Below are 20,704 nucleotides of genomic sequence, written 5' to 3' on the forward strand. Positions count from 1 at the left end.
AACGAAGAGACGGCGGTTGGTCCACAGCTCTGGGCCGACCGCCACCTCTTTGGCATGATCGCCTGGAAAACAGCTGGAGAAAGCGCATTCCGTCCGACGGTCTCGCGCTTCGGAGCAGGGATCGAGGGAGCGGCCGCGGTGATCCTCACGGTCACACTGAATACGGCACTCGACCTGACGTACGGCGTCCCGGAACTCGTCCCGCACGCCAGCCACCGCGTCAGCGAGATGTCCGAGCGACCCGGTGGCAAGGGACTGAACGTGGCCCGGGTGCTCTCCGCGCTCGGCCACCGGACGGTGGTCACCGGCTTCGCCGGGGGCGCCACCGGAGCGGTGCTCCGTGAACTGCTGGCCGGCCTGTCGCCGCAGGAGCCCACGGAGGCCCGCGCCACGGGAACGGCCCCCGAGCCGGGCACCGCCCCCAGGACCGCCCCCGCACCGATCACCGACGCCCTCGTCACCGTCGCCGGGAACACCCGCCGCACCATCGCCGTCGTCGACCGGGCGACTGGAGACACCACCCAGCTCAACGAACCCGGCCCGCTCGTCACCGCCGACGAGTGGACCGCCCTCCTCGGCCGGTACGAGGAGCTCCTCGCCGGGGCCGACGCCGTCGCGCTCTGCGGCAGCCTGCCGCCCGGCATCCACGTCGGCGCCTACGCCGAACTGGTCCGCGCGGCCCGCGCCGCCGGCGTCCCCGTGCTGCTGGACACCAGCGGCGAACCGCTGCGCCGCGGCATCGCCGCCCGTCCCGACCTGATCAAGCCGAACGCCGACGAGCTCGCCCAGCTCACCGGCTCCCGCGAACCGATGCGCGCCACCCGCGACGCCCGCCGCCGCGGCGCGCACGGGGTCATCGCCTCGCTGGGCCCGGACGGCATGCTGGCGGTCACCCCCGACGGAATCTGGCAGGCAGCGCCGCCCGCCAGGGTCCTGGGCAATCCGACCGGCGCGGGCGACTCCGCGGTGGCCGGGCTGCTGTCCGGCCTCGTCGAGGGGCTGAGCTGGCCGGACCGGCTGCGGCGGGCGGTGGCACTGTCGACGGCGACCGTGCTCTCCCCGACGGCCGGTGACTTCGACCGCGCGGCCTACGAGGAACTGCTGCCGCGCGTCGGAATCGAGGAACACGCACCGGCGGCCTGAGAGGCCGCGCCCGTCCCGGACCGGCCCGTCCGCCGGTCCGAAAGAAGCACCAAGAGGTCAGCATGCCGCTCGTCAGCACCGGTGAACTCGTCTCCGCCGCCCAGGCCGAGGGACGCGGGATCGCCGCCTTCAATGTCATCACGCTGGAGCACGCGGAGGCCATCGCGGCCGGCGCGGAGCGCGCCGGAGCGCCCGCCATCCTCCAGATCTCCGAGAACGCCGTGAAGTTCCACGGCGGACGGCTCTGCGCCATCGCCGCCGCGGCCGCCGCCGTCGCCCGCGCGTCCAGTGCCCCGCTCGCCCTCCACCTCGACCACGTCGAGTCCGTGGAGCTGCTCCACCAGGCGCACACCGAGGGCTTCGGCTCCGTCATGTTCGACGCGTCCAAGCTGTCGTACGAGGAGAACGTCCGGGCCACGGCCGAAGCGGTGGCCTGGGGTCATGAGCGCGGCATCTGGATCGAGGCCGAGCTCGGCAAGGTCGGCGGCAAGGAGGGCGAGGCCCCGCTGGACGCCCACGCCCCCGGTGTCCGTACGGACCCGGCCGAGGCCGCCGCGTACGTCCGCGACACCGGGGTGGACGCGCTGGCCGTCGCGGTCGGCTCCTCGCACGCCATGACCGAGCGCACCGCCGCCCTGGACCACGAGCTGATCGGCCGGCTGCGCGACGCCATCCCGGTCCCGCTGGTACTGCACGGCTCCAGCGGCGTGCCGGACGAGGAGATCCGCCGGGCCGTCGCCGCCTCCGGCATGGTCAAGATCAATGTGGGCACGGCGCTGAACACCGCGTTCACCGGCGCGGTACGGGCGTACCTGGCCGAGAACACCACGGGCGTGGACCCGAGGAAGTACATCGCCCCCGGGCGCGAGGCGATGGCGGGGACGGTGGCGGGGTTCCTGAGTCTGATGGGCTGAGCCGCTCCGCGCCCGGAAAGCGATCCGGCCCCCTCGCCCGGAGGCGAGGGGGCCGGAGTGCGTCCAGGGATGGTCAGCGCTTCACGTGACCGGCCTTCAGCGACAGCTGATCCAGGTTGGCGTCGCACTGGTCACCCTCGTTGCACGAGATCGTGATCGTGTTCGGGCCCTTGTTGAGCTGCATCCAGGAGAACGTGGTCGTCCAGCCCTTCTCCAGATCGCCCTCAGGGGCCTCGGCGAAGTTCTCCATGCTGATGCTGCGGGGAGCCTCGGCGTTGACCGTCAGGGACGTCTTGGCATCCTTGCCCGGCACTCCGTACGTCACGAACAGCGTGTACGGACCGGCCTTCGGCACCTCGACCGACCAGGTCGCCGACCGGCCGACCTCGTTGAGGTTGATGTACTGGCCGTTGGAGCTCTTGGCACCCTTGGTCGCGTTGTCCAGCTGGGCCGAGCCGCCGAGTTTCAGCGTCGCCGCGTCCTGCTTGGGGAGCTCGACCGGGGCCTCGGAGCTCGCGGACTCCTTGGGCTTCGGGGACTCCTCGACCTGGTCACCGGGGCCGGCGGAGGAGGTGGCCTCGTCCTTCTTCTTGTCCTTGTTGCCGTTGCCCGTGATCAGCGCGGCACCGATGCCGATGAGCACGACCAGGACCACCGCGACCGCGGCGATCAGCAGGCCCTTGGTGTTCGGCCCGCCGCCGGAGGAGCCGCCGGACCGGCCGCGGCCGCCCTGCTGCGGCACCTGCGCGGTGGCGGCACCGGGGTACGTCTCCGGGGCGGCGTACTGGGCGTTCGGCTGTTGGTACGCCTGCTGCTGCGGCACCTGCTGGCCGTACTGGCGCTCGCCGACGGTGCGCACCTGGTTGTACGAGGTCCGGGGCACACCCGGCTGCGGGGCCGCCGGCCCCGGATAGCCGTAGCCGCCCTGCCGCGGCGGCTGGGCGCCCGCTGCCTGTCCGTCCTCGTACAGGTAGCCGAACGGATCGTCGTCCTCGGGCTTGTTTGCGCCGTTGTTGCCGGCCGTCATCCCTGGGTCACTCCTCACCATGTCGCCAGCCGTCGCCGGATATCGCCAGCCGTGGCCGACCGGCCGAGCCTACCCCGAACGAACGGCACCGAGAATTGCCGTCGGTGGCAGGGGAAGCGCGTCGGAGCACGCGGACCGCGCCACCGTGAACGTCAGCCGGCCCTGCGGTGAACCTTCGACCGCGACCGCTTCTCCACGTACATCCGCTGGTCGGCGGAGCGCAGCACCTCTTCGGCGGTCATGCCGCAGGCGGCCCAGCCGATGCCGAAGCTCGCCCCCACGCGCACCGCCCGGCCGTCGACCCGGATGGGCGGGATGATGGCGTTACGTAGGCGTACGGCCAGGTCCGCGGCGTCCGCGTTGCCGAGCCCGTCGGCCAGGACGACGAATTCGTCACCTCCGAGCCGGGCCACGGTGTCGCCGTCGCGGACACAGGTGGTGAGCCGGCGGGCGACCTCGATCAGCACGGCGTCGCCAGTGTGGTGGCCGAAGCGGTCGTTGATCGACTTGAAGCCGTCGAGGTCGCAGAAGAGGACCGCGAGCCCCTTCGCCCCGTCGTCATGCTCGGTGTCGGGTGCGACGGCGTGCACATGGTGGTCGTACGGGCCACCGGGCGCCGAGTCCACCTCATAGCCGTGCGTCCGCGCGTCCGGATCGTCGATGTCGCCGTAAGCCGCGTCCAGCGCCTCCACCGGGGTGGTGGCCGCCGCGTCGGGGCGCTCGCAGAGGCGAGCGCCCAGCCGGGAGCGCAGCTCGGCGCTGTTGGGCAGGCCGGTGAGCGCGTCGTGCGAGGCGCGGTGCGCCAGATGCAGCTCGTGGCGCTTGCGCTCCTCTATGTCCTCGACATGGGTGAGCAGGAAGCGCGGGCCGTCCGCAGTGTCGGCGACGACGGAGTTGCGCAGCGAGACCCAGAGGTAGGTGCCGTCCCGCCGCCCGAGCCGCAGCTCGGCGCGACCGCCCTCGGCGGAGGTGCGCAGCAGCGTGCCGATGTCCTCGGGGTGGACGAGGTCGGCGAAGGAGTAGCGGCGCAGGACGGACGCGGGACGGCCGAGGAGTCGGCACAGCGCGTCGTTGGTGCGCAGCAGCCGGCCGTGCTGGTCGCCGCCCATCTCGGCGATGGCCATGCCGCTGGGGGCGTACTCGAAGGCCTGGCGGAAGGACTCCTCGCTGGCCCGCAGCGCCTGCTGCTCCCGTTCGAGCCGGACCAGCGCCCGCTGCATGTTTGCCCTCAGCCGGGCGTTGCTGATCGCAATGGCCGCCTGCGACGCGTACATCTGGAGGGCCTCGCGGCCCCAGGCGCCGGGACGGCGGCCGTTGCGCGGGCGGTCCACGGAGATGACGCCCAGCAGATCGGCGTCGCCGCCGGACGCGTACATCGGGGCGTAGAGACGGTCCTGGGGGTGCCACTCGTCCTCGAAACGGGGGTCGGGCCCGTCGGTGTGCCACTGCGGTACGTCGTCGTCGAGGAGGACCCAGCCGTCGGTGTGCGGTATGAAACGGAGCTCGTCCCAGGGCTGCCCCATGGTCAACCGACGCTCCCAGGAGGTGCGCGAGCCGACCCGGCCGGTGATCAGCGCTTCGGCCGCGGTGTTGCCCGCGAAGGCGGCGACGACGAGGTCACCGTCGGCGCGGACCAGGTTCACGCAGGCCAGTTCGTAGCCGAGACCGTTGACGATTCCGTCGGCCACGGTCTGCAGTGTGTCGGCCAGGCTCCGCGCCGTGTTGAGATCGGCGACGGCCTGGTGCAGCTGCCGCATCGTCGCAAGGCGGACGTACGGCTCCGACTCGGCCTCCATTGCTCGCACTCCCCGAGACCTCGACAGCACTCCAGGTTTCATATCGACGTACTTACTGCAGTGTCACGGCAACTGAATCACAGTGAGCTGTGCAGTCGGTACACAGGGTCAACAAATATTGCTCTCTGTGACTCAAGTCACAACAGATGGTAAAGGGTTGCGAGTGGCTCGTGGACTCGGCCCGTCCTTTTCCTGAACGCACATCCGTACGCTGCGGGGCAGCCCCCGCAGGCCCCGACGCCGCCTCCGTGCATGGCGATGCCGCCTCCCCCGTACTCCGCGACGCCGCCGCGCCGGATCCGGACGGACCAGGGGGTCCTAGGACCCGGCTGGTCCCCTGGCCCGATGCGGAGGCGCGCGCCGCGCGATTAGCGTGCCGGATGTGTTGCAGACGAAGACCCCCACCCCGCACCCCCGGCCCATCCCCCATGCTGAGGGGGTGAGCAACGATGAGTTCCGAGGCGCCCTCGCCCGGCTGGCCGCCGGAGTCGTGCTGATCACCGCCCAGGAGCCACCGCTGGACGAGAACGGGCGCGGCGAGGACGTCGGGATGACGGCGACCGCCTTCATGTCGGTGTCGCTGGACCCGCCGCTGGTGATGGTCAGTCTGCGCAACGACTCCCGGATGGACGACCTGCTGTCGGAGCAGCCGCTGTGGGCGGTGTCCGTGCTCGCTGAGAGCCAGCGGCACGTCGCCGGACGGTTCGCGATGAAGGGCCGGATCAGCGACCGGCTGCTGTTCGAGGACATCCCCTACGCGCGCGGGGAGGTCACCGCCGCGCCGTTGATCGGAGGGGCGCTGGCCACGCTGGAGTGCCGGACCGAGCAGCGGGTCGTGGCCGGTGACCACACGCTGGTGATCGGCCGGGTGCTGAGCGCGGCCCTGCCCAGCGGGGACGGTTCGCCGCTGACGTACTTCCGGGGGCGGTACCGCCGGCTGGGATGAGGACGGGGGCGGGGGCCGGAACGAGGACCCGCGCCGCAGGAACGAGGACCCGCGCCGTCACCAGTCGCGGCCGGAGCGGCCGCGCTTGGTGTCGCCGCGCTGCTTCTTCTCGCGCAGCCGGCGTTCGTTGATACCCCTCGGGATCCGCGTCTTGCGGCGCGGCCTCGGGGGCGGCGCCGTCGCCTCGGCGAGCAGCGAGGCGAGCCGCACGAGCGCGGTCTCGCGATTGCGCCACTGGGAGCGGTGCTCGGAGGCGCGCACCGAGAGCACCCCGCCCACGAGCCGGCTCTCCAGACGCTGGAGCGCCCGCTCCTTCCACACCTCGGGGAGCGACTCGGTCGCCGCGAGGTCGAAGCGGAGCTCCACCTGGGAGTCGCTGGTGTTGACGTGCTGCCCGCCGGGCCCCGAGGACCGCGAGAAACGCCACATGAGCTCGGCCTCCGGCAGGGAGACCGAACCGCGGATGACATAGGGCCCGGACATGGCACCCATGTTCCCCGGACCCGAGGGTGTTCGTCACCTTCTTTTGCGATGCCGGCCGCCGGGCCGTCCGGAGCATTCGGGTAAAGAAAGCAAAGGGAGCAGGAACCTCTCGGTCCCCTGCCCGCGTTATGACCTGTGACGGTAGCTTCGTGATGGCATGAAGCCCGCAAGCGACGATGAAAGGGACTTCCCATGGCTGTAAGCCTGTCCAAGGGCGGCAACGTCTCCCTCACCAAGGAGGCCCCGGGCCTGACCGCCGTCACGGTCGGCCTCGGCTGGGACGTCCGCACCACCACCGGCACCGACTTCGACCTCGACGCCTCGGCGATCGCGGTCAACCCGGCCGGGAAGGTCGTCTCGGACGGCCACTTCGTCTTCTTCAACAACAAGTCGACGCCCGACCAGACCATCGTGCACACCGGTGACAACGTCACGGGCCAGGGCGAGGGCGACGACGAGCAGATCAACGTCAACCTGGCGGGCCTGCCGGCCGACGTCGACAAGATCGTCTTCCCGGTCTCGATCTACGACGCCGAGACCCGCAGCCAGAACTTCGGCCAGGTGCGCAACGCGTTCATCCGCATCATCAACCAGGCCGGCGGCACCGAGATCGCCCGCTACGACCTGAGCGAGGACGCCGCCACCGAGACCGCCATGGTCTTCGGCGAGCTGTACCGCAACGGCGCCGAGTGGAAGTTCCGCGCCGTCGGCCAGGGTTACGCCTCCGGCCTGCGCGGCATCGCCCAGGACTTCGGCGTCAACCTCTGACGCACCGGCACCATCGCGAAAGCCCCCGGCCGTCAGCCGGGGGCTTTCGCGTGCCCGCGGCCCTCCCGGGTGCGACCACCCTTTCGCGTGCGCACGGCCGAAGCAGGCACAAAGCACCCTGCATGCGGCTTCACCGGACATCCGCACCCAACTCCTGCCGATTAACGAACACATGTGTATTCCATTCGGACAAGAAGTGGTCAAAAAAATGTGAGGTATTTGTTAGTGCACCGTCAATGTTGCTCATTCGGTGGCACGCTCTCCGCTCGTAACCCCCCACGGAACGAGCAACGGAGAACGCATGACCCCCCACATGAACACCCGTCGCGCCGCAGCCCTGGCCGCCGTGGCCGCGATGGTCGTCGTAGGCATGCAGACCGGTGCGGCGAACGCCGTGCCGGACAACGGAAATGACGCCCCCTCCGCCACTCGCAGCGTCGTCCCCTTCGGCGCGAACAAGGCCTCGGTGCGCACCGCCGCCATCAAGTCGGCGCAGAGCGAGGCCGCTTCGACCGCCGAGTCGCTCGGGCTCGGCGGCAAGGAGAAGCTGGTCGTCCGCGATGTGATCAAGGACGCCGACGGCACCGTCCACACCCGCTACGAGCGCACCTACGACGGTCTGCCCGTCCTCGGCGGCGACCTCATCACCCACACCGCCCCGAGCGGAAAGCTCAAGGGCGTCACCAAGGCGACCAAGGCCCGGATATCCGTGCCGTCCACCACGCCGAAGATCAAGACCGCCGCCGCCGCCCGCAAGGTGATCTGGGCGGGCTCCGGCAAGCCCGTCCTCGCCCTGGAGACGGTGAAGACAGGCGTGCAGAAGGACGGCACGCCGAGCCGGCTGCACACCATCACGGACGCCATCACCGGCAAGAAGCTCCAGAGCTACGAGGCGGTCGAGACCGGCGTCGGCAACAGCCAGTACAGCGGCGAGGTCGAGCTGTCGACGACCGCGTCCGGTTCCGGCTTCGAGCTGACCGACGCCGACCGCGGCGGCCACAAGACGTACGACCTCAACCAGGGCGAGAGCGGCACCGGCGACCTCGTCACGGACGACGACGACACCTGGGGCGACGGCACCGGCAACGACCGCCAGACCGCAGCCGTCGACGCCGCCTATGGCGCCGCGCAGACCTGGGACTTCTACAAGTCGGCGTTCGGCCGCGACGGCATCGCCGGTGACGGCAAGGCCGCGTACTCGCGGGTCCACTACGGCGACGCGTACGTCAACGCGTTCTGGGACGACAGCTGCTTCTGCATGACGTACGGCGACGGCGCCGACAACAAGAGCGCGCTGACCGCCCTGGACGTCGCGGGCCACGAGATGAGCCACGGCCTGACCGCGTCCACCGCCAACCTCGACTACTTCGGCGAGTCCGGCGGCCTGAACGAGGCGACCAGCGACATCCTCGGCACCTCGGTCGAGTTCGCCGCCGACAACAGCACCGACGTCGGCGACTACCTCATCGGCGAGAAGATCGACATCAACGGCGACGGCACCCCGCTGCGCTACATGGACAAGCCGAGCAAGGACGGCGGCTCGGCCGACTACTGGGACAGCAGCGTCGGCGACCTCGACGTGCACTACTCCTCCGGCGTCGCCAACCACTTCTTCTACCTGCTGTCCGAGGGCAGCGGCGCGAAGACCATCAACGGGGTCGACTACGACTCCCCGACCTCCGACGGCTCGACCGTCACCGGCATCGGCCGGGACAAGGCCGTCCAGATCTGGTACAAGGCCCTCTCCGAGTACATGACCTCGTCCACCGACTACGCGGGCGCCCGTGAGGCGACTGAGAAGGCGGCGACCGACCTGTACGGGGCCGACAGCGCCGAGCTCACCTCCGTCCAGGCCGCCTGGAGCGGTGTCAACGTGAAGTAGCGCCAACAGCGTTGCTCCGGGAGCCGGTCAGTCCTTCGAGGCGGGCCGGCTCCTGCCGTACAGCCAGGTGTCCCACAGCTCCGTCAGGTCCTGACCGGTCGTCTTCTCCACATAGGCGGTGAAGTCGGCGGTCGACGCGTTGCCGTGCCGGTGGGCCTTCGTCCAGCCCCTGACGAGGGCGAAGAACCGCCGGTCGTCGTCCACGGCCTGCCGGATCCTGTGGACGACCATCGCCCCGCGCCCGTAGACCGGCGCCTGCGAGATGTCCGCGGCAGTCGGCGGATCGGCCGGCGGGAAGGCCCAGTTGTCGTCGTCCTCGAAGGCGGCGTCGAACAGGTCCTGGATCGGGACGCCCTCCTTGTCGGCCGCCCACAGCCACTCCGCGTAGGTCGCGAAGCCCTCGTTGAGCCACATGTCGCGCCAGCTCTCGGGCGTCACGGAGTCCCCGAACCACTGGTGGGCCATCTCGTGGACCAGCAGCCCGGCGTCCGGCGGGCCGGGGAAGAAGGGCCGGTTCTGGGTCTCCAGGGCGTAGCCGGCGTCCCCGTGGCGCTCGACGATCGCGCCCGTGGCGGAGAAGGGGTACGGACCGAACCGCTCCGCCTCCCACTTCACGACCTCGGGAATCCTGGCGAGGATCCGCGAGCTGTCCGCCGCCACCGTCGTGTCCGCGGCGGTGAACACCTCGATGCCGTCCGCGGTCGTCGAGGACTTCGTGTCGAAGCGTCCGATGGCGACGGTCGCGAGATAGCTCGCCATCGGTTCGGGGACGTGCCAGCGGTACGTGGTGGTGGTGCCCGAGCCGCGCCGGGAGACCAGCTCGCCGTTGGACACCGCCGTCAGCCCCTCGGGGACGGTGACGGCGATGTCGTAGGACGCCTTGTCGCTGGGGTGGTTGTTGCCGGGGAACCAGGCCATCGAACCGGTCGGTTCACCGAGCGCGACCGAGCCGTCCGCGGTCCTCAGCCAGCCCTCTTTCGACCCGTCGGGATCGGTGATGGTCCGCGGGGAGCCCGAGTAGCGGACGACCGTACGGAAGGTCCTGCCCTTGCGCAGGCGGCCGGCGACCTCGGCGTCGGGGCGCAGCGTCAGCTCGCTCCCCGCCCGGTTGACCGCGGCCGGGCGGCCCTCGACGGTCGCCGAGTCCACGGTGAGCCCGGCGAGGTCGAGGTCGAAGGCACTGAGGTCCTGGGTGGCGCGCGCGGTGATCGTGGCGGTGCCGCGCAGCCGCCGGGCGGCCGGGTCGGCGTCGAGTGCGAGGTCGTAGTGCGTGACGTCGTAGCCGCCGTTGCCGAGTTTCGGGAAGTACGGATCGCGCAGACCGGCTGCACCGGGGGTGCCCTCGACGCCGCCGGTGCAGCCGGTGGAGGTCGTCAGCACCAGCAGGACGAGAGCGGCGGCACGTGCCGTGCGGCGTACGGGTGTTCGCTGATCCACGTCGGCGATCCTAAGCAGGGGATGTCCGATTCGGGGTATGCCGCTCGGAGGCCGCTCGGATGCCGTTCAGAAGATCGCGATCCCCAGCGGACGGGCGCCCGCGACCAGCTCGAACGGCCGCTTCCTGCCCGTGAGATCGACGACGGTGATGCCGTTGCCGTACCCGTCGCGGGTGAAGCCCTCGGTGACGTACGCCGTCCGGCTGTCGGCGGAGACCGTCACGTCCTCGTGCGGCCCGTCCAGCGGTACGACCCGCTCGGAACCCTCGGGGGTACGGATGGTCAGGGACGGGCCCTTGTCGTCGGAGAGGATCGGGCCGGTGCCGACAACGAGCAGGGTGCCGTCGGGGGCGAGCGTCGCGCCGTGCTGGTGGGTGTCGGCGGTCATCGGCTCGATGGTGCTCCGTCCGGTGCGCGGATCGAGGACGACGAGCCGTTCGCCCTCGAACGGCAGCAGCAGCTTGCCGTCGGCGGGACGCACGACGGCGTAGTGCGGCTTCAGCCAGGAGCCCAGGCCGCCCTCGGTGCCGTACGGGGCGACCTCGAAGCGCCGCGTCTTGCGGCTGGAGGTGTTCACGGCCGTGACGTCGAAGGAGTCGTGGCCGGTGGCGTACACCTCGGTGCCGTCCGGCGAGACGTCCACGTCGAAGGGGCGGCGGCCCACCGGAACCGTGTCGGTCACCTTGCGGGTCGCGGTATCGACGATCTCCAGCACACCGTTGCGGCCGGGCACGTTGACGCCGACGTAGACGTGCCGGCCGCCGGGGGCCAAAGCGATGCCCATGCCACCGCCCCGGTACTCGCCGGTCGTGACCGGGCCGGTCCGCGTCTCGTACGGGATCCGGGCGAGGCGGGTACGGGTCGCCGTGTCGACGACCGCGACGCCCTCGGCGGTCGCCACCCAGGCGATCCCCTCGTCGTCGACGACGAGGCCGTAGGGGGCGGTGCCGACCTCGACGGAGCCGAGCGTGCGCCGGTCGTGGCGGGGATCGGGGTCGACGAAGGTCACAGTGTCGGCGCCGAAGTCGGCGACGAGGAGCGTGCCGTGCGGGGTGGCCGCGGCGGAGGGCTTCGACGAGGGCGAGGACGCGGCGGCCGCGGTCGGGGACGGGGCCGCCTGCGCGCTGTCCGGTGTACGGGGTGTGGCCGGGGCGCCGCCCGCACAGCCCGCGAGGACCGTCGCCGCGGCGAGTGCCGGCACCGCGTGGCGCACGTTCACCGGGCGTCCCTCAGCCGTGCGGCGATGTCCGCGAAGCCGCGGCGCTCCGCGTGCTCCAGCGCGGTCATCCCGTCGCCGTCCGCCAGGTCCACGTTCGCACCGGCGGCCAGCAGGAGCTCGATGACCTCCTGGTGTGCCCGGCCGCCGTCGCCGAGGATCACGGCCTCCAGCAGGGCCGTCCAGCCGAGCCGGTTGACGTGGTCGACGTCGATGTCGGTGACGCGGAGCAGCTCCCGTACGTAGGCGGCGTGGCCGCGCTCGCTGGCCGGGATGAGCGCGATGCCGCCGAAGCGGTTGCTGAGCTTCAGATCGGGGCCGGCCGGCAGGAGGACGTGGAGCATCGGGACGCTGCCGGTGACTCCGGTCGCCAGCCAGGGGCTCTCCTCGCGCCGGTCCTGTGCGTCGGGGTCCGCGCCCGCCTCGACCAGCAGCCGGGCCGCCTCGACGTGGTCGCCGTGGACGGCGAGGAGCAGCGGGGTGCGCAGCTCCTCGTCGCGGCAGTCGACCCGGGCGCCGCCCTCGATCGCGGACCGCACGCGGTAGGTGTCGCCGGTGCGTGCGGCGTCGAGCAGTTGTCGATCGAGGGCGTTCATCGCGTACTCCTGTTGCTGGTGTGCTCGACGGGCCGGGCTGCCCGCTACTTGGCGAGCTCGGCGACGCCGGCCTGGGCGAACTTCTCGTCCAGGTCGCCCGACGGGGCGCCGGCCACGCCGATGCCGGCGATCGGGGCGCCCTTGGCCGCGACCGGGGCACCACCGGCGAGGAAGAGGGTGCCGGGGATGTCCTTCAGGGTGGGGGCGTTGGCCAGGCGCTTGACGAGCTCGGAGGTGGGGGCGTTCCAGGAGACGGCGGTGAACGCCTTCTTCTCGGCCGCCTCGTAGGACTGCGGGCCGGCACCGTCGCCGCGCAGGGTGACGATGGTGTTGCCGTTGCGGTCGACGACGGCGACGGAGACGCGCTGGTTCTCCTTCTTCGCGGCGTCGAGGGTCGCCTGCGCGGCCTTGGCGGCGGCGGTCACGGTCAGGTGGGTGGTCTGCTGGAGGTTGTCGTTCGAGGCGTCGGCCTTGAGGGCGACGGCGGGGGCCGCGGCCGGGGTGGAGGCGCTGGCGGACACGGCGCCGAAGGTGCCTGCGCCGAGGGCGGCGACGGCGACGGCACCGGTCAGGACGCGGGTGCGCAGCGACAGCTTCTTCATGGTGGACTCCTCAGCAGCGGTGGATGAGCGTGTGTGGGGCGGTGGACGAGCTGTTCGGCTCTGGAATCGATCCTCCGTCCGCCGGCGGCCCCGCACCGTCGACGGACCGGCTCGACGCCGCACGCGGGACGGTCGACGGCCCCGTCAGCCGATCGGTTGATGCGGGGGTGGCCATCCGGGGTGACCATGGCTGTATCCGTGCAGCTCAGCGGCGCCGCTGATGGTGAGGAGCGAGAGGTACGACGTGAAGCACCGAAGCCGATCGGCACCCGCCGCGGGCGCGCACATGGACCTGGGCATGGGCGTCGACATGGACATGGGCGCGGGCCCGGGAACGGGCAGGACGCCCGGGGACGCCGTCCGGGACCGGGCCGGTGACCCGGACGCCCGGTGGCTCACGGTCCTGATGCACGCCGCGTTCTTCCTGCTGCTCGGCGCCTCGCTCACCCGCTTCCTGCTGCGCCACCCCGGCGAGGCCCGCACCCCGTGGATCATCGCGCTCTCCGTCGCCCTCGCCGTGCTGTACGTGATCGGGCCGGTGCTCGGCTCGCGTCCGACTCCGCGCTCCCTGGTGTGGCTGAGGGTGCTGGTCGCCGTATGGATGGTGCTGGTCGTCCTCGCGCCGAGCTTCGCGTGGTGCGCGGTGCCACTGTTCTTCACCGGGCTGCGCATCCTCCCGCCGCGCGCCGCACTCGCGCTCGTCGCGCTGCTCACCTTGTTCGTCGTCGCCGCGCAGCTGCGGCTGGCCGAGGGCTTCGACCCGAACCTGGTGCTCGCCCCGCCCGCCGTGGCGGCGGTCGCGACGGCGGTCTTCGTCCATATGCAGCGTCAGGCCGAGCGCCAGCGCGAACTGTCCGAGCGGCAGCGCGGACTCATCGACGACCTGCTGCGCACCCGCCGCGAACTCGCCGCCACCGAACGCCGCGAGGGAACCCTCGCCGAACGCCAGCGGCTCTCGATGGAGATCCACGACACCCTCGCGCAGGGTCTCTCCAGCCAGCAGATGCTGCTCCAGGCCGCCGACCGCACCTGGGACGCAGACCCGGCGACCGCCCGCCGCCACGTCCGTACCGCCACCGGCATCGCGGAACGCAACCTCGCCGAGGCCCGCCGCTTCGTCCACGACCTGGCGCCGGCCGATCTCGCGGAGGGCGGCGGCCTGGAGGCGGCCCTGCACGCACTGGCCGGCCGCGAGACGGCGCAGGGGCAGGGGCGGCTCACCGTCCGCTGCCACGTGGAGGGCGAGCGGCACACCGCACTGCCGGACCGGGTGCAGTCCGCACTGCTGCGCATCGCGCAGGGCGCACTGGCCAATGTGAAGGAGCACGCGAACGCCACGGAGGCGGCGCTGACGCTGACCCACCTCGACGACCGGGTCGTCCTGGACATCGCCGACAACGGGCGGGGCTTCACACCCGACGAACGCACCGGGGCCACCGGCAGCGTGCGCGGTCACGGGCTGCCCGCGATCCGGGCCCGGCTCCAGCAGCTCGGCGGCACGCTGACGATCGAGTCGGTACCGGGCGAGGGTACGGTGCTGTCCGCCGCCGTCCCCCTCACCGCCGCCCCGCCGACCGCCCCGGAGGACCTCGCATGACCGCGACGCCGCCCGTACGCATCCTGCTCTGCGACGACCATGTCGTCGTACGCGCCGGTCTGCTCGCCCTCCTCGGCAGCGAACCGGACATCGACGTCGTCGGCGAGGCCGGCAGCGGCGAGGAGGCGGTCGCCCTGGCCGCCAAGCTCACCCCGGACGTCGTCCTGATGGACCTCCAGCTCGGCGAGGGCATCGACGGTGTGGAGGCCACCCGCCGCATCGCCACCACCGGTGTCCATGTGCTGGTCCTCACCACGTACGACACGGACGCCGACATCACCCGGGCCATCGAGGCGGGTGCCACCGGCTATCTGCTGAAGGCCGAGCGCCCCGAGGAACTCTTCGCCGCGATCCGCTCGGCCGCCCAGGGCCGCACGACGCTCTCCCCGCCGGTGGCCAGCCGTGTCATGGCGCGGATGCGCAAGCCGCTGCCCACCCTCACCGACCGCGAGCTAGACATCCTGGCCCAGCTCTCCCAGGGCCTGGGCAACCGCGACATCGCCCGCGCCCTGTTCATCAGCGAGGCCACGGTCAAGACCCATCTGGGCCGGATCTACGACAAGCTCGGCGTCGACACCCGCGCGGGCGCCGTCGCCGTCGCGAAGGAGCAGCGGCTGCTGTCGTAGGAGCCGCCCGGCTGCTGCCGCAGGGACCACCCGGCGGATCAGACCCCGCCGCCGGGCGCCGGGCCTCAGGCCCCTGGCCCCTGACCCCGGCAGAGGGTCTCCCGGCACCGGCGCCCCGCCGGGCATGACACCATCGAAGCGTGCTCGACATCGGCTACTCCCTCTCCCGACGCTTCCCCGATCCCCCGCAGACCGACTACCGCCGCGCGGACGTCCACGCCCTGCGGCACGATCTTTTCTCCGGGGACGTCTACCTCGCGGACACCAAGGAGGACCGCGAGGTATCCACAGCCTGGGGATGGGTGCCGGTGCTCGACTTCGCGTGGGCGCTGTGCGACATCGTCGAGCAGATCGACCAGGACCCGCGCGGCAACCGCTCGCACCGGCAGCAGTTCGCCGAGCTGGACTTCACCGAGTCGTCCGACCGGATGCTCTTCGAGCGCCGCTTCGGCTGGGTCGACGTCGAGGCCGACTGGATGCCCGGCGACGAGCCCCCGCTCACCTTCAGCCACTCCTTGCTGCGCCGCGAGGCCCGCGACTTCCTGCACGACCTGATCGCCGATCTCGCCGACATGCACGAGGGCCTCGCCGACAACCCCGTGATCTGGGACCTCCAGGCCCGCTTCCCCCGTATCTGACCCCCGCGTCCGGGCCGGCCCGGACGGTGGAGGCGTAGCCGTCCGGGCCGGCCCGGACGGCTACGCCTCCACCCGCACCCCGATCTGCGCCGCGAACGCCGGCGCCAGCTCCATCAGCTGGGCCGGGCTGATCACCGCGCCCGCCAGCCGCTCCACGCCACGCGCGATGTCCAGCTCCGCGACCGTGCGCAGGTCCACCGACTCCATCCGTACGGAGCTGAAGTCGGCCCGCTTCAGCACGCAGTCACGGAACTCCACCCGCACCAGGTGCGCGTCCCCGAAATCCGGCTCGGACAGCACACAGCCCTCGAAGACCACGTCCTTGAGCCGCGCCTTCCGCAGATTCAGGTAGTCGATCTTCCCGCCGCGCACCAGCACCCGCTCCAGCACCCCGCCGTGCAGCTGCACGCCGCCCAGCCGGGCGTCCACCACCTCCACGTCGCGCAGCGACGCCCCTGCGAGATCGGCGCCCACGCCCCGTACGCCCGTCAGCACCGAGTCGATGAAACGGGCCCTGACCAGCTCCGTACGGTCGAGCAGGCAGCCGTCCAGCGCGCAGTCCATGAACCGGGCCCCCGGACCCGACTCGTCCGCGAGATCCGTCCCGTCGAACCGCAGACCGTCGTAGTCCCCGTCCGGCACCAGGCCTGTCCCGTCGTACGGAACGAGTGGTGGGAGTCGCACCTCGGGCCGCCGGGCCGCCGGGATGGTGTCCGTCTTCCTGCTGTTGCCACGTGCCATGCCCACCATCGTGGCCCATGCCACTGACAACGCCCCCTCGCCGGTGTCACGGACGCGCCCCGGACCAGGACGAAGGGCCCGGCCGCCCTCCTACCGCTGCCCGCCCAGCTCCGCCAGCGCCCCGTCCGTCAGCCGGTACACCGTCCACCCGTCCTGCGGCCGCGCACCCAGCGACTCGTAGAACGCGATGGACGGGGCGTTCCAGTCCAGCACCGACCACTCCAGACGCTCGTAACCGCGCTCCGCACAGATCCGCGCCAGCTCGGTGAGCAGCGCCTTCCCGTGCCCGCCGCCGCGCCGCTGCGGACGTACGTAGAGGTCCTCCAGGTAGATGCCGTGCACCCCGCGCCAGGTGGAGAAGTTGAGGAACCACAGCGCGAAGCCGACAGCCTCGCCGTCGTCCGACTCCGCGATGTGCGCGTACGCGGCGGGCCGCTCGCCGAACAGCGCCTCGTGCAGCTGCTCCTCGGTGGCGTTCGCCTCGTGCAGGGCCTTCTCGTATTCGGCCAGCTCACGGACCATGGCGTGGATGACGGGGACGTCGGCGGGGACAGCGGTACGAATCATGAGGGCAGGGTAGACACGGGCCCGTACGCCGCCGGACCCGCCCCGTCCGGAATGTCGATCACGCCGACGATCACCGGGCCGTGCGTCAATCGGATATGACTCCGAGCAGCCCCGCACCGCCCACCCGGCTCCGCACCACCGCCGGCTCGTGGCTCCGCAGCGCCGGATCATGGATCCGCAGCGCACCGGGCACCTACCTGTGGCTGGCCGCGCTCTTCGTCACCACGGTCATCGTCCACCAGATGTCACCGGACTTCGAAGAGGACTTCCTGCGCCAGCGCTCGACCAACATCCACGAACTCACCCAGGACCCGCTGCGCGTCCTGGTCACCAGCGCCTTCTGGATCGACGGCGGCCGCTGGATCCCCTACGCCGTCCTGTACACCGGCTTCCACGCCCCCGCCGAGCGCTGGCTCGGCACCCTGCGCTGGCTCGCCGTCGCCGTACTGGCGCACGTCCTCGCCTCGCTCGTCAGCGAAGGTGTCCTGGCCTGGGCGATCCGGCACGGACACGTGCCCCTGTCGGCCGCGAACACCCTCGACGTCGGCGTCAGTTACGCGCTCGCGGGGGTCGTCGCCGTGCTCACGTACCGCATCCCCGCGCCCTGGCGGTACGTGTACCTCTTCGCCGTCCTCGTCCTCTACGGCATCCCCCTCGTCAGCGGCCGCTCGTTCACCGACCTCGGGCACCTCACCGCCGTGCTCATCGGCCTCGCCTGCTACCCATTGGCCCGGTCCCGGCACAGGACGGGAACGCCCCCCGCGCAGTAACGTCCCGCCCGAGAGCCAACAGGGCTTCACACCGGACAAAGCAGGGGCAACATGAGCACCGTCAACGGCGGCATATCGTTCTGGTACGCGGACCAAGGGACCCCTCTCGCCCGGGAGCCTCTGCCCGGCGACACCACCGCCGACATCTGCATCGTCGGGGGCGGATACACCGGGCTGTGGACCGCCTACTACCTCAAGAAGGCCGTCCCCTTCCTCAACATCACCGTCCTGGAATCCAAGTTCTGCGGTTACGGCGCCTCCGGGCGCAACGGCGGCTGGCTCTACAACGGCATCGCGGGCCGCGACCGCTACGCGAAACTCCACGGCCACGAGGCCGCCGTCCGGCTCCAGCAGGCGATGAACGAGACGGTCGACGAGGTCGTACGGGTGGCCGCCGAGGAGAACATCGACGCCGACATCCATCAGGGCGGCGTCCTCGAAGTCGCCTACACACCCGCGCAGCTGGCCAGGCTCAAGGACTTCCACTCCGTCGAGATCGCCTTCGGCGAGACCGACCGCGTGCTGCGCGGCGCCCGTGAGACCTGCGAACGCGTCAACGTCACCGGAGCTGTCGGCTCCAGCTGGACCCCGCACGGCGCCCGGCTCCACCCCGTCAAACTCGTCCAGGGCCTCGCCGCGGCCGTCGAGGCGCTCGGCGTCACCATCCACGAGTCGACACCGGTCACCGAGATCAAGCCCAAGCACGCCCTCACCCCGTACGGCACCGTCCGCGCCCCGTACATCCTGCGCTGCACCGAGGGCTTCACCGCGAACCTCAAGGGCCAGCGGCGCACCTGGCTCCCCATGAACTCCTCGATGATCGCCACCGAGCCGCTCCCCCGTTCGGTCTGGGACACCATCGGCTGGGACGGCCGCGAGACCCTCGGCGACATGGCCCACGCCTACATGTACGCCCAGCGCACCGCCGACGACCGCATCGCGCTCGGCGGCCGCGGCGTCCCGTACCGCTTCGGCTCGGGCACGGACAATGACGGCCGCACCCAGCCCGCCACCATCGAGGCCCTCCGGGACATCCTGGTCCGCTTCTTCCCCGCCACCGCGGGTGCCCGCATCGACCACGCCTGGTCCGGCGTCCTCGGCGTCCCGCGCGACTGGTGTGCCACGGTCACCCTGGACCGTTCCACCGGGCTCGGCTGGGCGGGCGGCTACGTCGGCTCCGGCGTCGCCACCACCAACCTCGCCGCCCGCACCCTGCGCGACCTGGTCCAGCAGGACTCCGGCCAGTCGGGCCCCACCGATCTGACCACCCTCCCCTGGGTCGGCCACAAGGTCCGCCGCTGGGAGCCGGAGCCCTTCCGCTGGATCGGCGTCCACGGCATGTACGCCGCCTACCGCGCCGCCGACCGCCGCGAACTCACCTCGCCGAAGGCCGTCACGGACGCCATCGCGAAGGCCGCGGACCGGCTGGCGGGCCGGCACTGACCGCAACGACGGACGGCACCCGCCACCGGGTGGTGGCGGGTGCCCGTGAGTGCTTCGGTCAGTGGCGCGTCGCGCGTGTCACACCGAGCGGCAGAGGCTCTTGCCGTGGCACGGCTTGGGCTTCGGCTTGCACTTCTTGTCGTGCTTGTCGTGGCATGGCTTCGGCTTGGGCTTGCAATGCTTGCCCTCGCACGACTTCTTCTCGACGGAGATACGGGCCTGGTCCTGGTTCGACCGGACGGTGCCGTTCTCGGCCGTGGCCTCCGCCCGGTTGACGACCTCGCCGCGCGCGGCGTCGGCCGCCGTGACCCGGTAGGTGCCGGTGCAGGTGGTGCTGTCACCGGACTGACCGGCCGGGGCGAGCGTGGTCGCCTCGCAGGTCACGCCCGTCACCCGGTCGTCGGTGATCGAGATCCCCGTCAGCTCCCGGGAGCCGGTGTTGGTGACCGGGAGCCGGTGTTGGTGACCGGGAGCCGGTGTTGGTGACGGTGTACGTGTACGTCACCTTGTCGCCCACCTTGTACGTGCGCGAGTCGTCCACCGTCTTGGTGAGCCGCAACCCGGGCTCGGTCTCGGGTTCGGTCCGCAGGGTGACGGCGTCGGGCTCCGACTGCACATCCGTGCGGCCGAACTGCCCGTGCGCGACGGCCACGTTGACGACCGTCCCGCGTGCGGCATCCGCCTCGGTGACGGTGTAGTTGCCGGTGTTGGTGAGTCTCAGCCTCATGCCGGGCAACGTAGGGACCGATCCCGTCCGTGTGGACCCGCCGGCAGAGCGGGCCCGACCAGCCCGCGCTCAGCCGGGCCGCGATCGTCCGCGAGGCGATCGTGATGCTGGACGCCGACGGCATCGAGGCACTCAGCATGCGCAAGCTCGGCGCCCGGCTGAACGCCGGCGCGACCTCGCTCTACCGGCACGTCGCGACCAAGGACGAGCTGATGGAACTGGCGGTGGACGAGGCCTTCGGCGAGATCGCGATCCCCGCCGCCGACGGCCCCGACTGGCGCGCCGCCGCCACCGAGGCCGCCCGCTCCTTCCGCTCGACGGCCCTGCGCCACCCCTGGCTGGCCTCGATGCTGGGCCAGGCGGGCCTGGCCTACCTGGGCCCCAACCTGATGTCGTTCTCCGAACGGCTGGCAGCCCTGTTCGCCGCCGCCGGCTTCCCGGAGCCGAGCCGCGCGATCGACACCGTGATGTCCTACGTCATCGGCATCAGCACCACCGAGGCGGCCTGGCTCACCACCGTCGCCCGCTCCGGCGAGACCGAGACCGACTTCATCGCCCGCCTCCTGCCGGCCGCCCAGCAGGCCGCGGCCGAGCACGCCCACCTCGCCGACTCCTTCGGCGCCCCCTCCGAAACCGCACCCGAGGAGATCCGCGACTCCAAGTTCACGTACGGCCTGGAGGTCGTCCTGGACGGACTGGCGATGCGACTCCCGCCCCGGCAGCCGCACTGACCGCACCACCGGACGGTCGGACAACTGAACAAAGGTTCAATATCCGCACGCATTG

General features: G+C 71.5%; 22 protein-coding genes. 11 read left to right on the top strand and 11 right to left on the bottom strand.

The features are described 5' to 3' along the window. The first annotated feature begins 138 nt into the window (after positions 1-138). Positions 139-1,143: a 1-phosphofructokinase family hexose kinase gene (locus OHA19_RS18190; RefSeq protein WP_405715296.1), complete on the top strand. Its 1,005-nt coding sequence runs from the start codon at positions 139-141 to the stop codon at positions 1,141-1,143. A 62-nt stretch (positions 1,144-1,205) separates the two neighbouring features. Beyond that, complete coding sequence (locus OHA19_RS18195) at positions 1,206-2,057, top strand: ketose-bisphosphate aldolase (RefSeq protein WP_405715294.1); 852 nt, start codon at positions 1,206-1,208, stop codon at positions 2,055-2,057. Positions 2,058-2,130: 73 nt separating this feature from the next. On the opposite strand, the gene OHA19_RS18200 is transcribed toward OHA19_RS18195, so the two are convergent. Continuing rightward, positions 2,131-3,084, bottom strand: a complete 954-nt coding sequence (locus tag OHA19_RS18200; RefSeq protein ID WP_405715292.1) for a carbohydrate-binding protein — start codon at positions 3,082-3,084, stop codon at positions 2,131-2,133. 152 nt (positions 3,085-3,236) lie between these two features. After that, the gene (gene cdgB, locus OHA19_RS18205) at positions 3,237-4,880 is read right to left on the bottom strand and encodes a diguanylate cyclase CdgB (protein ID WP_405715290.1); all 1,644 of its coding nucleotides are present in this window, start codon (positions 4,878-4,880) and stop codon (positions 3,237-3,239) included. Between the two features lie 439 nt (positions 4,881-5,319). Here cdgB and OHA19_RS18210 point away from each other — a divergent pair, with 439 nt between their 5' ends. Then, positions 5,320-5,826, top strand: a complete 507-nt coding sequence (locus tag OHA19_RS18210; protein WP_405715288.1) for a flavin reductase family protein — start codon at positions 5,320-5,322, stop codon at positions 5,824-5,826. Positions 5,827-5,883: 57 nt separating this feature from the next. Here the strand turns inward: OHA19_RS18210 and arfB are convergent, their stop codons facing one another. Next, positions 5,884-6,318, bottom strand: a complete 435-nt coding sequence (arfB, locus tag OHA19_RS18215) for an alternative ribosome rescue aminoacyl-tRNA hydrolase ArfB (protein ID WP_405715286.1) — start codon at positions 6,316-6,318, stop codon at positions 5,884-5,886. Positions 6,319-6,501: 183 nt separating this feature from the next. Here arfB and OHA19_RS18220 point away from each other — a divergent pair, with 183 nt between their 5' ends. Together OHA19_RS18220 and OHA19_RS18225 are read left to right on the top strand one after the other, a co-directional pair. Further along, entirely contained in the window at positions 6,502-7,077 is a 576-nt protein-coding gene (locus OHA19_RS18220) for a TerD family protein (protein WP_072487943.1), read from the top strand. Between the two features lie 301 nt (positions 7,078-7,378). Next, positions 7,379-8,959: a M4 family metallopeptidase gene (locus OHA19_RS18225; RefSeq protein ID WP_405715284.1), complete on the top strand. Its 1,581-nt coding sequence runs from the start codon at positions 7,379-7,381 to the stop codon at positions 8,957-8,959. A gap of 27 nt (positions 8,960-8,986) precedes the next feature. On the opposite strand, the gene OHA19_RS18230 is transcribed toward OHA19_RS18225, so the two are convergent. The 4 genes from OHA19_RS18230 to OHA19_RS18245 all read right to left on the bottom strand — a co-directional run bounded on the left by OHA19_RS18230 (position 8,987) and on the right by OHA19_RS18245 (position 12,809). Then, the gene (locus tag OHA19_RS18230; RefSeq protein WP_405715282.1) at positions 8,987-10,396 is read right to left on the bottom strand and encodes a M1 family metallopeptidase; all 1,410 of its coding nucleotides are present in this window, start codon (positions 10,394-10,396) and stop codon (positions 8,987-8,989) included. Positions 10,397-10,462: 66 nt separating this feature from the next. Continuing rightward, positions 10,463-11,614: a hypothetical protein gene (locus OHA19_RS18235; RefSeq protein WP_405715280.1), complete on the bottom strand. Its 1,152-nt coding sequence runs from the start codon at positions 11,612-11,614 to the stop codon at positions 10,463-10,465. Beyond that, positions 11,611-12,207 carry an ankyrin repeat domain-containing protein gene (locus tag OHA19_RS18240; protein WP_405750762.1) on the bottom strand — a complete coding sequence of 199 codons (597 nt, stop codon included), beginning with the start codon at positions 12,205-12,207 and terminating at the stop codon, positions 11,611-11,613. Before OHA19_RS18240 ends, OHA19_RS18235 begins: the two co-directional genes overlap by 4 nt. 44 nt (positions 12,208-12,251) lie before the next feature. Continuing rightward, positions 12,252-12,809, bottom strand: a complete 558-nt coding sequence (locus OHA19_RS18245) for a heme-binding protein (protein ID WP_405715276.1) — start codon at positions 12,807-12,809, stop codon at positions 12,252-12,254. A gap of 316 nt (positions 12,810-13,125) precedes the next feature. Between OHA19_RS18245 and OHA19_RS18250 the strand changes: the two genes are divergently transcribed. The 3 genes from OHA19_RS18250 (at position 13,126) to OHA19_RS18260 (ending at position 15,670) form a co-directional block, all read left to right on the top strand. Beyond that, positions 13,126-14,406 (top strand): sensor histidine kinase, encoded by a 1,281-nt coding sequence (locus OHA19_RS18250; protein ID WP_405753269.1) that lies wholly within the window; start codon positions 13,126-13,128, stop codon positions 14,404-14,406. Continuing rightward, entirely contained in the window at positions 14,403-15,032 is a 630-nt protein-coding gene (locus tag OHA19_RS18255) for a response regulator transcription factor (protein WP_266730825.1), read from the top strand. The genes OHA19_RS18250 and OHA19_RS18255 overlap by 4 nt, the downstream gene beginning before the upstream one ends. 140 nt (positions 15,033-15,172) lie before the next feature. After that, a complete protein-coding gene (locus OHA19_RS18260) occupies positions 15,173-15,670 on the top strand; it encodes a hypothetical protein (RefSeq protein ID WP_385818348.1) in 498 nt (165 codons plus the stop codon). Between the two features lie 60 nt (positions 15,671-15,730). On the opposite strand, the gene OHA19_RS18265 is transcribed toward OHA19_RS18260, so the two are convergent. Continuing rightward, positions 15,731-16,411, bottom strand: coding sequence for a pentapeptide repeat-containing protein (locus OHA19_RS18265; protein ID WP_405715272.1), 681 nt, complete (start codon positions 16,409-16,411; stop codon positions 15,731-15,733). Positions 16,412-16,501: 90 nt separating this feature from the next. After that, on the bottom strand, positions 16,502-16,978 hold the full coding sequence (locus tag OHA19_RS18270; protein WP_405715270.1) for a GNAT family N-acetyltransferase: 477 nt from the start codon (positions 16,976-16,978) through the stop codon (positions 16,502-16,504). Positions 16,979-17,073: 95 nt separating this feature from the next. On the opposite strand from OHA19_RS18270, the gene OHA19_RS18275 reads away from it, so the two are divergent. Both OHA19_RS18275 and OHA19_RS18280 read left to right on the top strand, forming a co-directional pair. After that, complete coding sequence (locus tag OHA19_RS18275) at positions 17,074-17,748, top strand: rhomboid-like protein (protein ID WP_405750766.1); 675 nt, start codon at positions 17,074-17,076, stop codon at positions 17,746-17,748. Between the two features lie 51 nt (positions 17,749-17,799). Further along, positions 17,800-19,191: an NAD(P)/FAD-dependent oxidoreductase gene (locus OHA19_RS18280; protein ID WP_405750769.1), complete on the top strand. Its 1,392-nt coding sequence runs from the start codon at positions 17,800-17,802 to the stop codon at positions 19,189-19,191. 78 nt (positions 19,192-19,269) lie between these two features. Here the strand turns inward: OHA19_RS18280 and OHA19_RS18285 are convergent, their stop codons facing one another. Both OHA19_RS18285 and OHA19_RS18290 read right to left on the bottom strand, forming a co-directional pair. Next, positions 19,270-19,575, bottom strand: a complete 306-nt coding sequence (locus OHA19_RS18285; RefSeq protein ID WP_405750771.1) for a hypothetical protein — start codon at positions 19,573-19,575, stop codon at positions 19,270-19,272. Continuing rightward, a complete protein-coding gene (locus OHA19_RS18290) occupies positions 19,529-19,918 on the bottom strand; it encodes a hypothetical protein (RefSeq protein ID WP_405750773.1) in 390 nt (129 codons plus the stop codon). Before OHA19_RS18290 ends, OHA19_RS18285 begins: the two co-directional genes overlap by 47 nt. Before the next feature lie 29 nt (positions 19,919-19,947). On the opposite strand from OHA19_RS18290, the gene OHA19_RS18295 reads away from it, so the two are divergent. Next, complete coding sequence (locus OHA19_RS18295; RefSeq protein WP_405750775.1) at positions 19,948-20,649, top strand: TetR/AcrR family transcriptional regulator; 702 nt, start codon at positions 19,948-19,950, stop codon at positions 20,647-20,649. Positions 20,650-20,704: the final 55 nt, after the last annotated feature.

Source organism: Streptomyces sp. NBC_00012 (assembly GCF_045040875.1).
In the GTDB taxonomy this organism is placed as follows: Bacteria; Actinomycetota; Actinomycetes; order Streptomycetales; family Streptomycetaceae; genus Streptomyces.

Bases quoted from the DNA above. Each gene is read 5' to 3' on its own strand.
- OHA19_RS18195 (WP_405715294.1), top strand. From the start codon at position 1,206: ATGCCGCTCGTCAGCACCGGTGAACTCGTCTCCGCCGCCCAGGCCGAG.
- OHA19_RS18200 (WP_405715292.1), bottom strand. From the start codon at position 3,084: ATGACGGCCGGCAACAACGGCGCAAACAAGCCCGAGGACGACGATCCG.
- cdgB (WP_405715290.1), bottom strand. From the start codon at position 4,880: ATGGAGGCCGAGTCGGAGCCGTACGTCCGCCTTGCGACGATGCGGCAG.
- arfB (WP_405715286.1), bottom strand. From the start codon at position 6,318: ATGGGTGCCATGTCCGGGCCCTATGTCATCCGCGGTTCGGTCTCCCTG.
- OHA19_RS18220 (WP_072487943.1), top strand. From the start codon at position 6,502: ATGGCTGTAAGCCTGTCCAAGGGCGGCAACGTCTCCCTCACCAAGGAG.
- OHA19_RS18225 (WP_405715284.1), top strand. From the start codon at position 7,379: ATGACCCCCCACATGAACACCCGTCGCGCCGCAGCCCTGGCCGCCGTG.
- OHA19_RS18240 (WP_405750762.1), bottom strand. From the start codon at position 12,207: ATGAACGCCCTCGATCGACAACTGCTCGACGCCGCACGCACCGGCGAC.
- OHA19_RS18245 (WP_405715276.1), bottom strand. From the start codon at position 12,809: ATGAAGAAGCTGTCGCTGCGCACCCGCGTCCTGACCGGTGCCGTCGCC.
- OHA19_RS18250 (WP_405753269.1), top strand. From the start codon at position 13,126: ATGGGCGCGGGCCCGGGAACGGGCAGGACGCCCGGGGACGCCGTCCGG.
- OHA19_RS18255 (WP_266730825.1), top strand. From the start codon at position 14,403: ATGACCGCGACGCCGCCCGTACGCATCCTGCTCTGCGACGACCATGTC.
- OHA19_RS18265 (WP_405715272.1), bottom strand. From the start codon at position 16,411: ATGGCACGTGGCAACAGCAGGAAGACGGACACCATCCCGGCGGCCCGG.
- OHA19_RS18270 (WP_405715270.1), bottom strand. From the start codon at position 16,978: ATGATTCGTACCGCTGTCCCCGCCGACGTCCCCGTCATCCACGCCATG.
- OHA19_RS18275 (WP_405750766.1), top strand. From the start codon at position 17,074: ATGACTCCGAGCAGCCCCGCACCGCCCACCCGGCTCCGCACCACCGCC.
- OHA19_RS18280 (WP_405750769.1), top strand. From the start codon at position 17,800: ATGAGCACCGTCAACGGCGGCATATCGTTCTGGTACGCGGACCAAGGG.
- OHA19_RS18290 (WP_405750773.1), bottom strand. From the start codon at position 19,918: ATGAGGCTGAGACTCACCAACACCGGCAACTACACCGTCACCGAGGCG.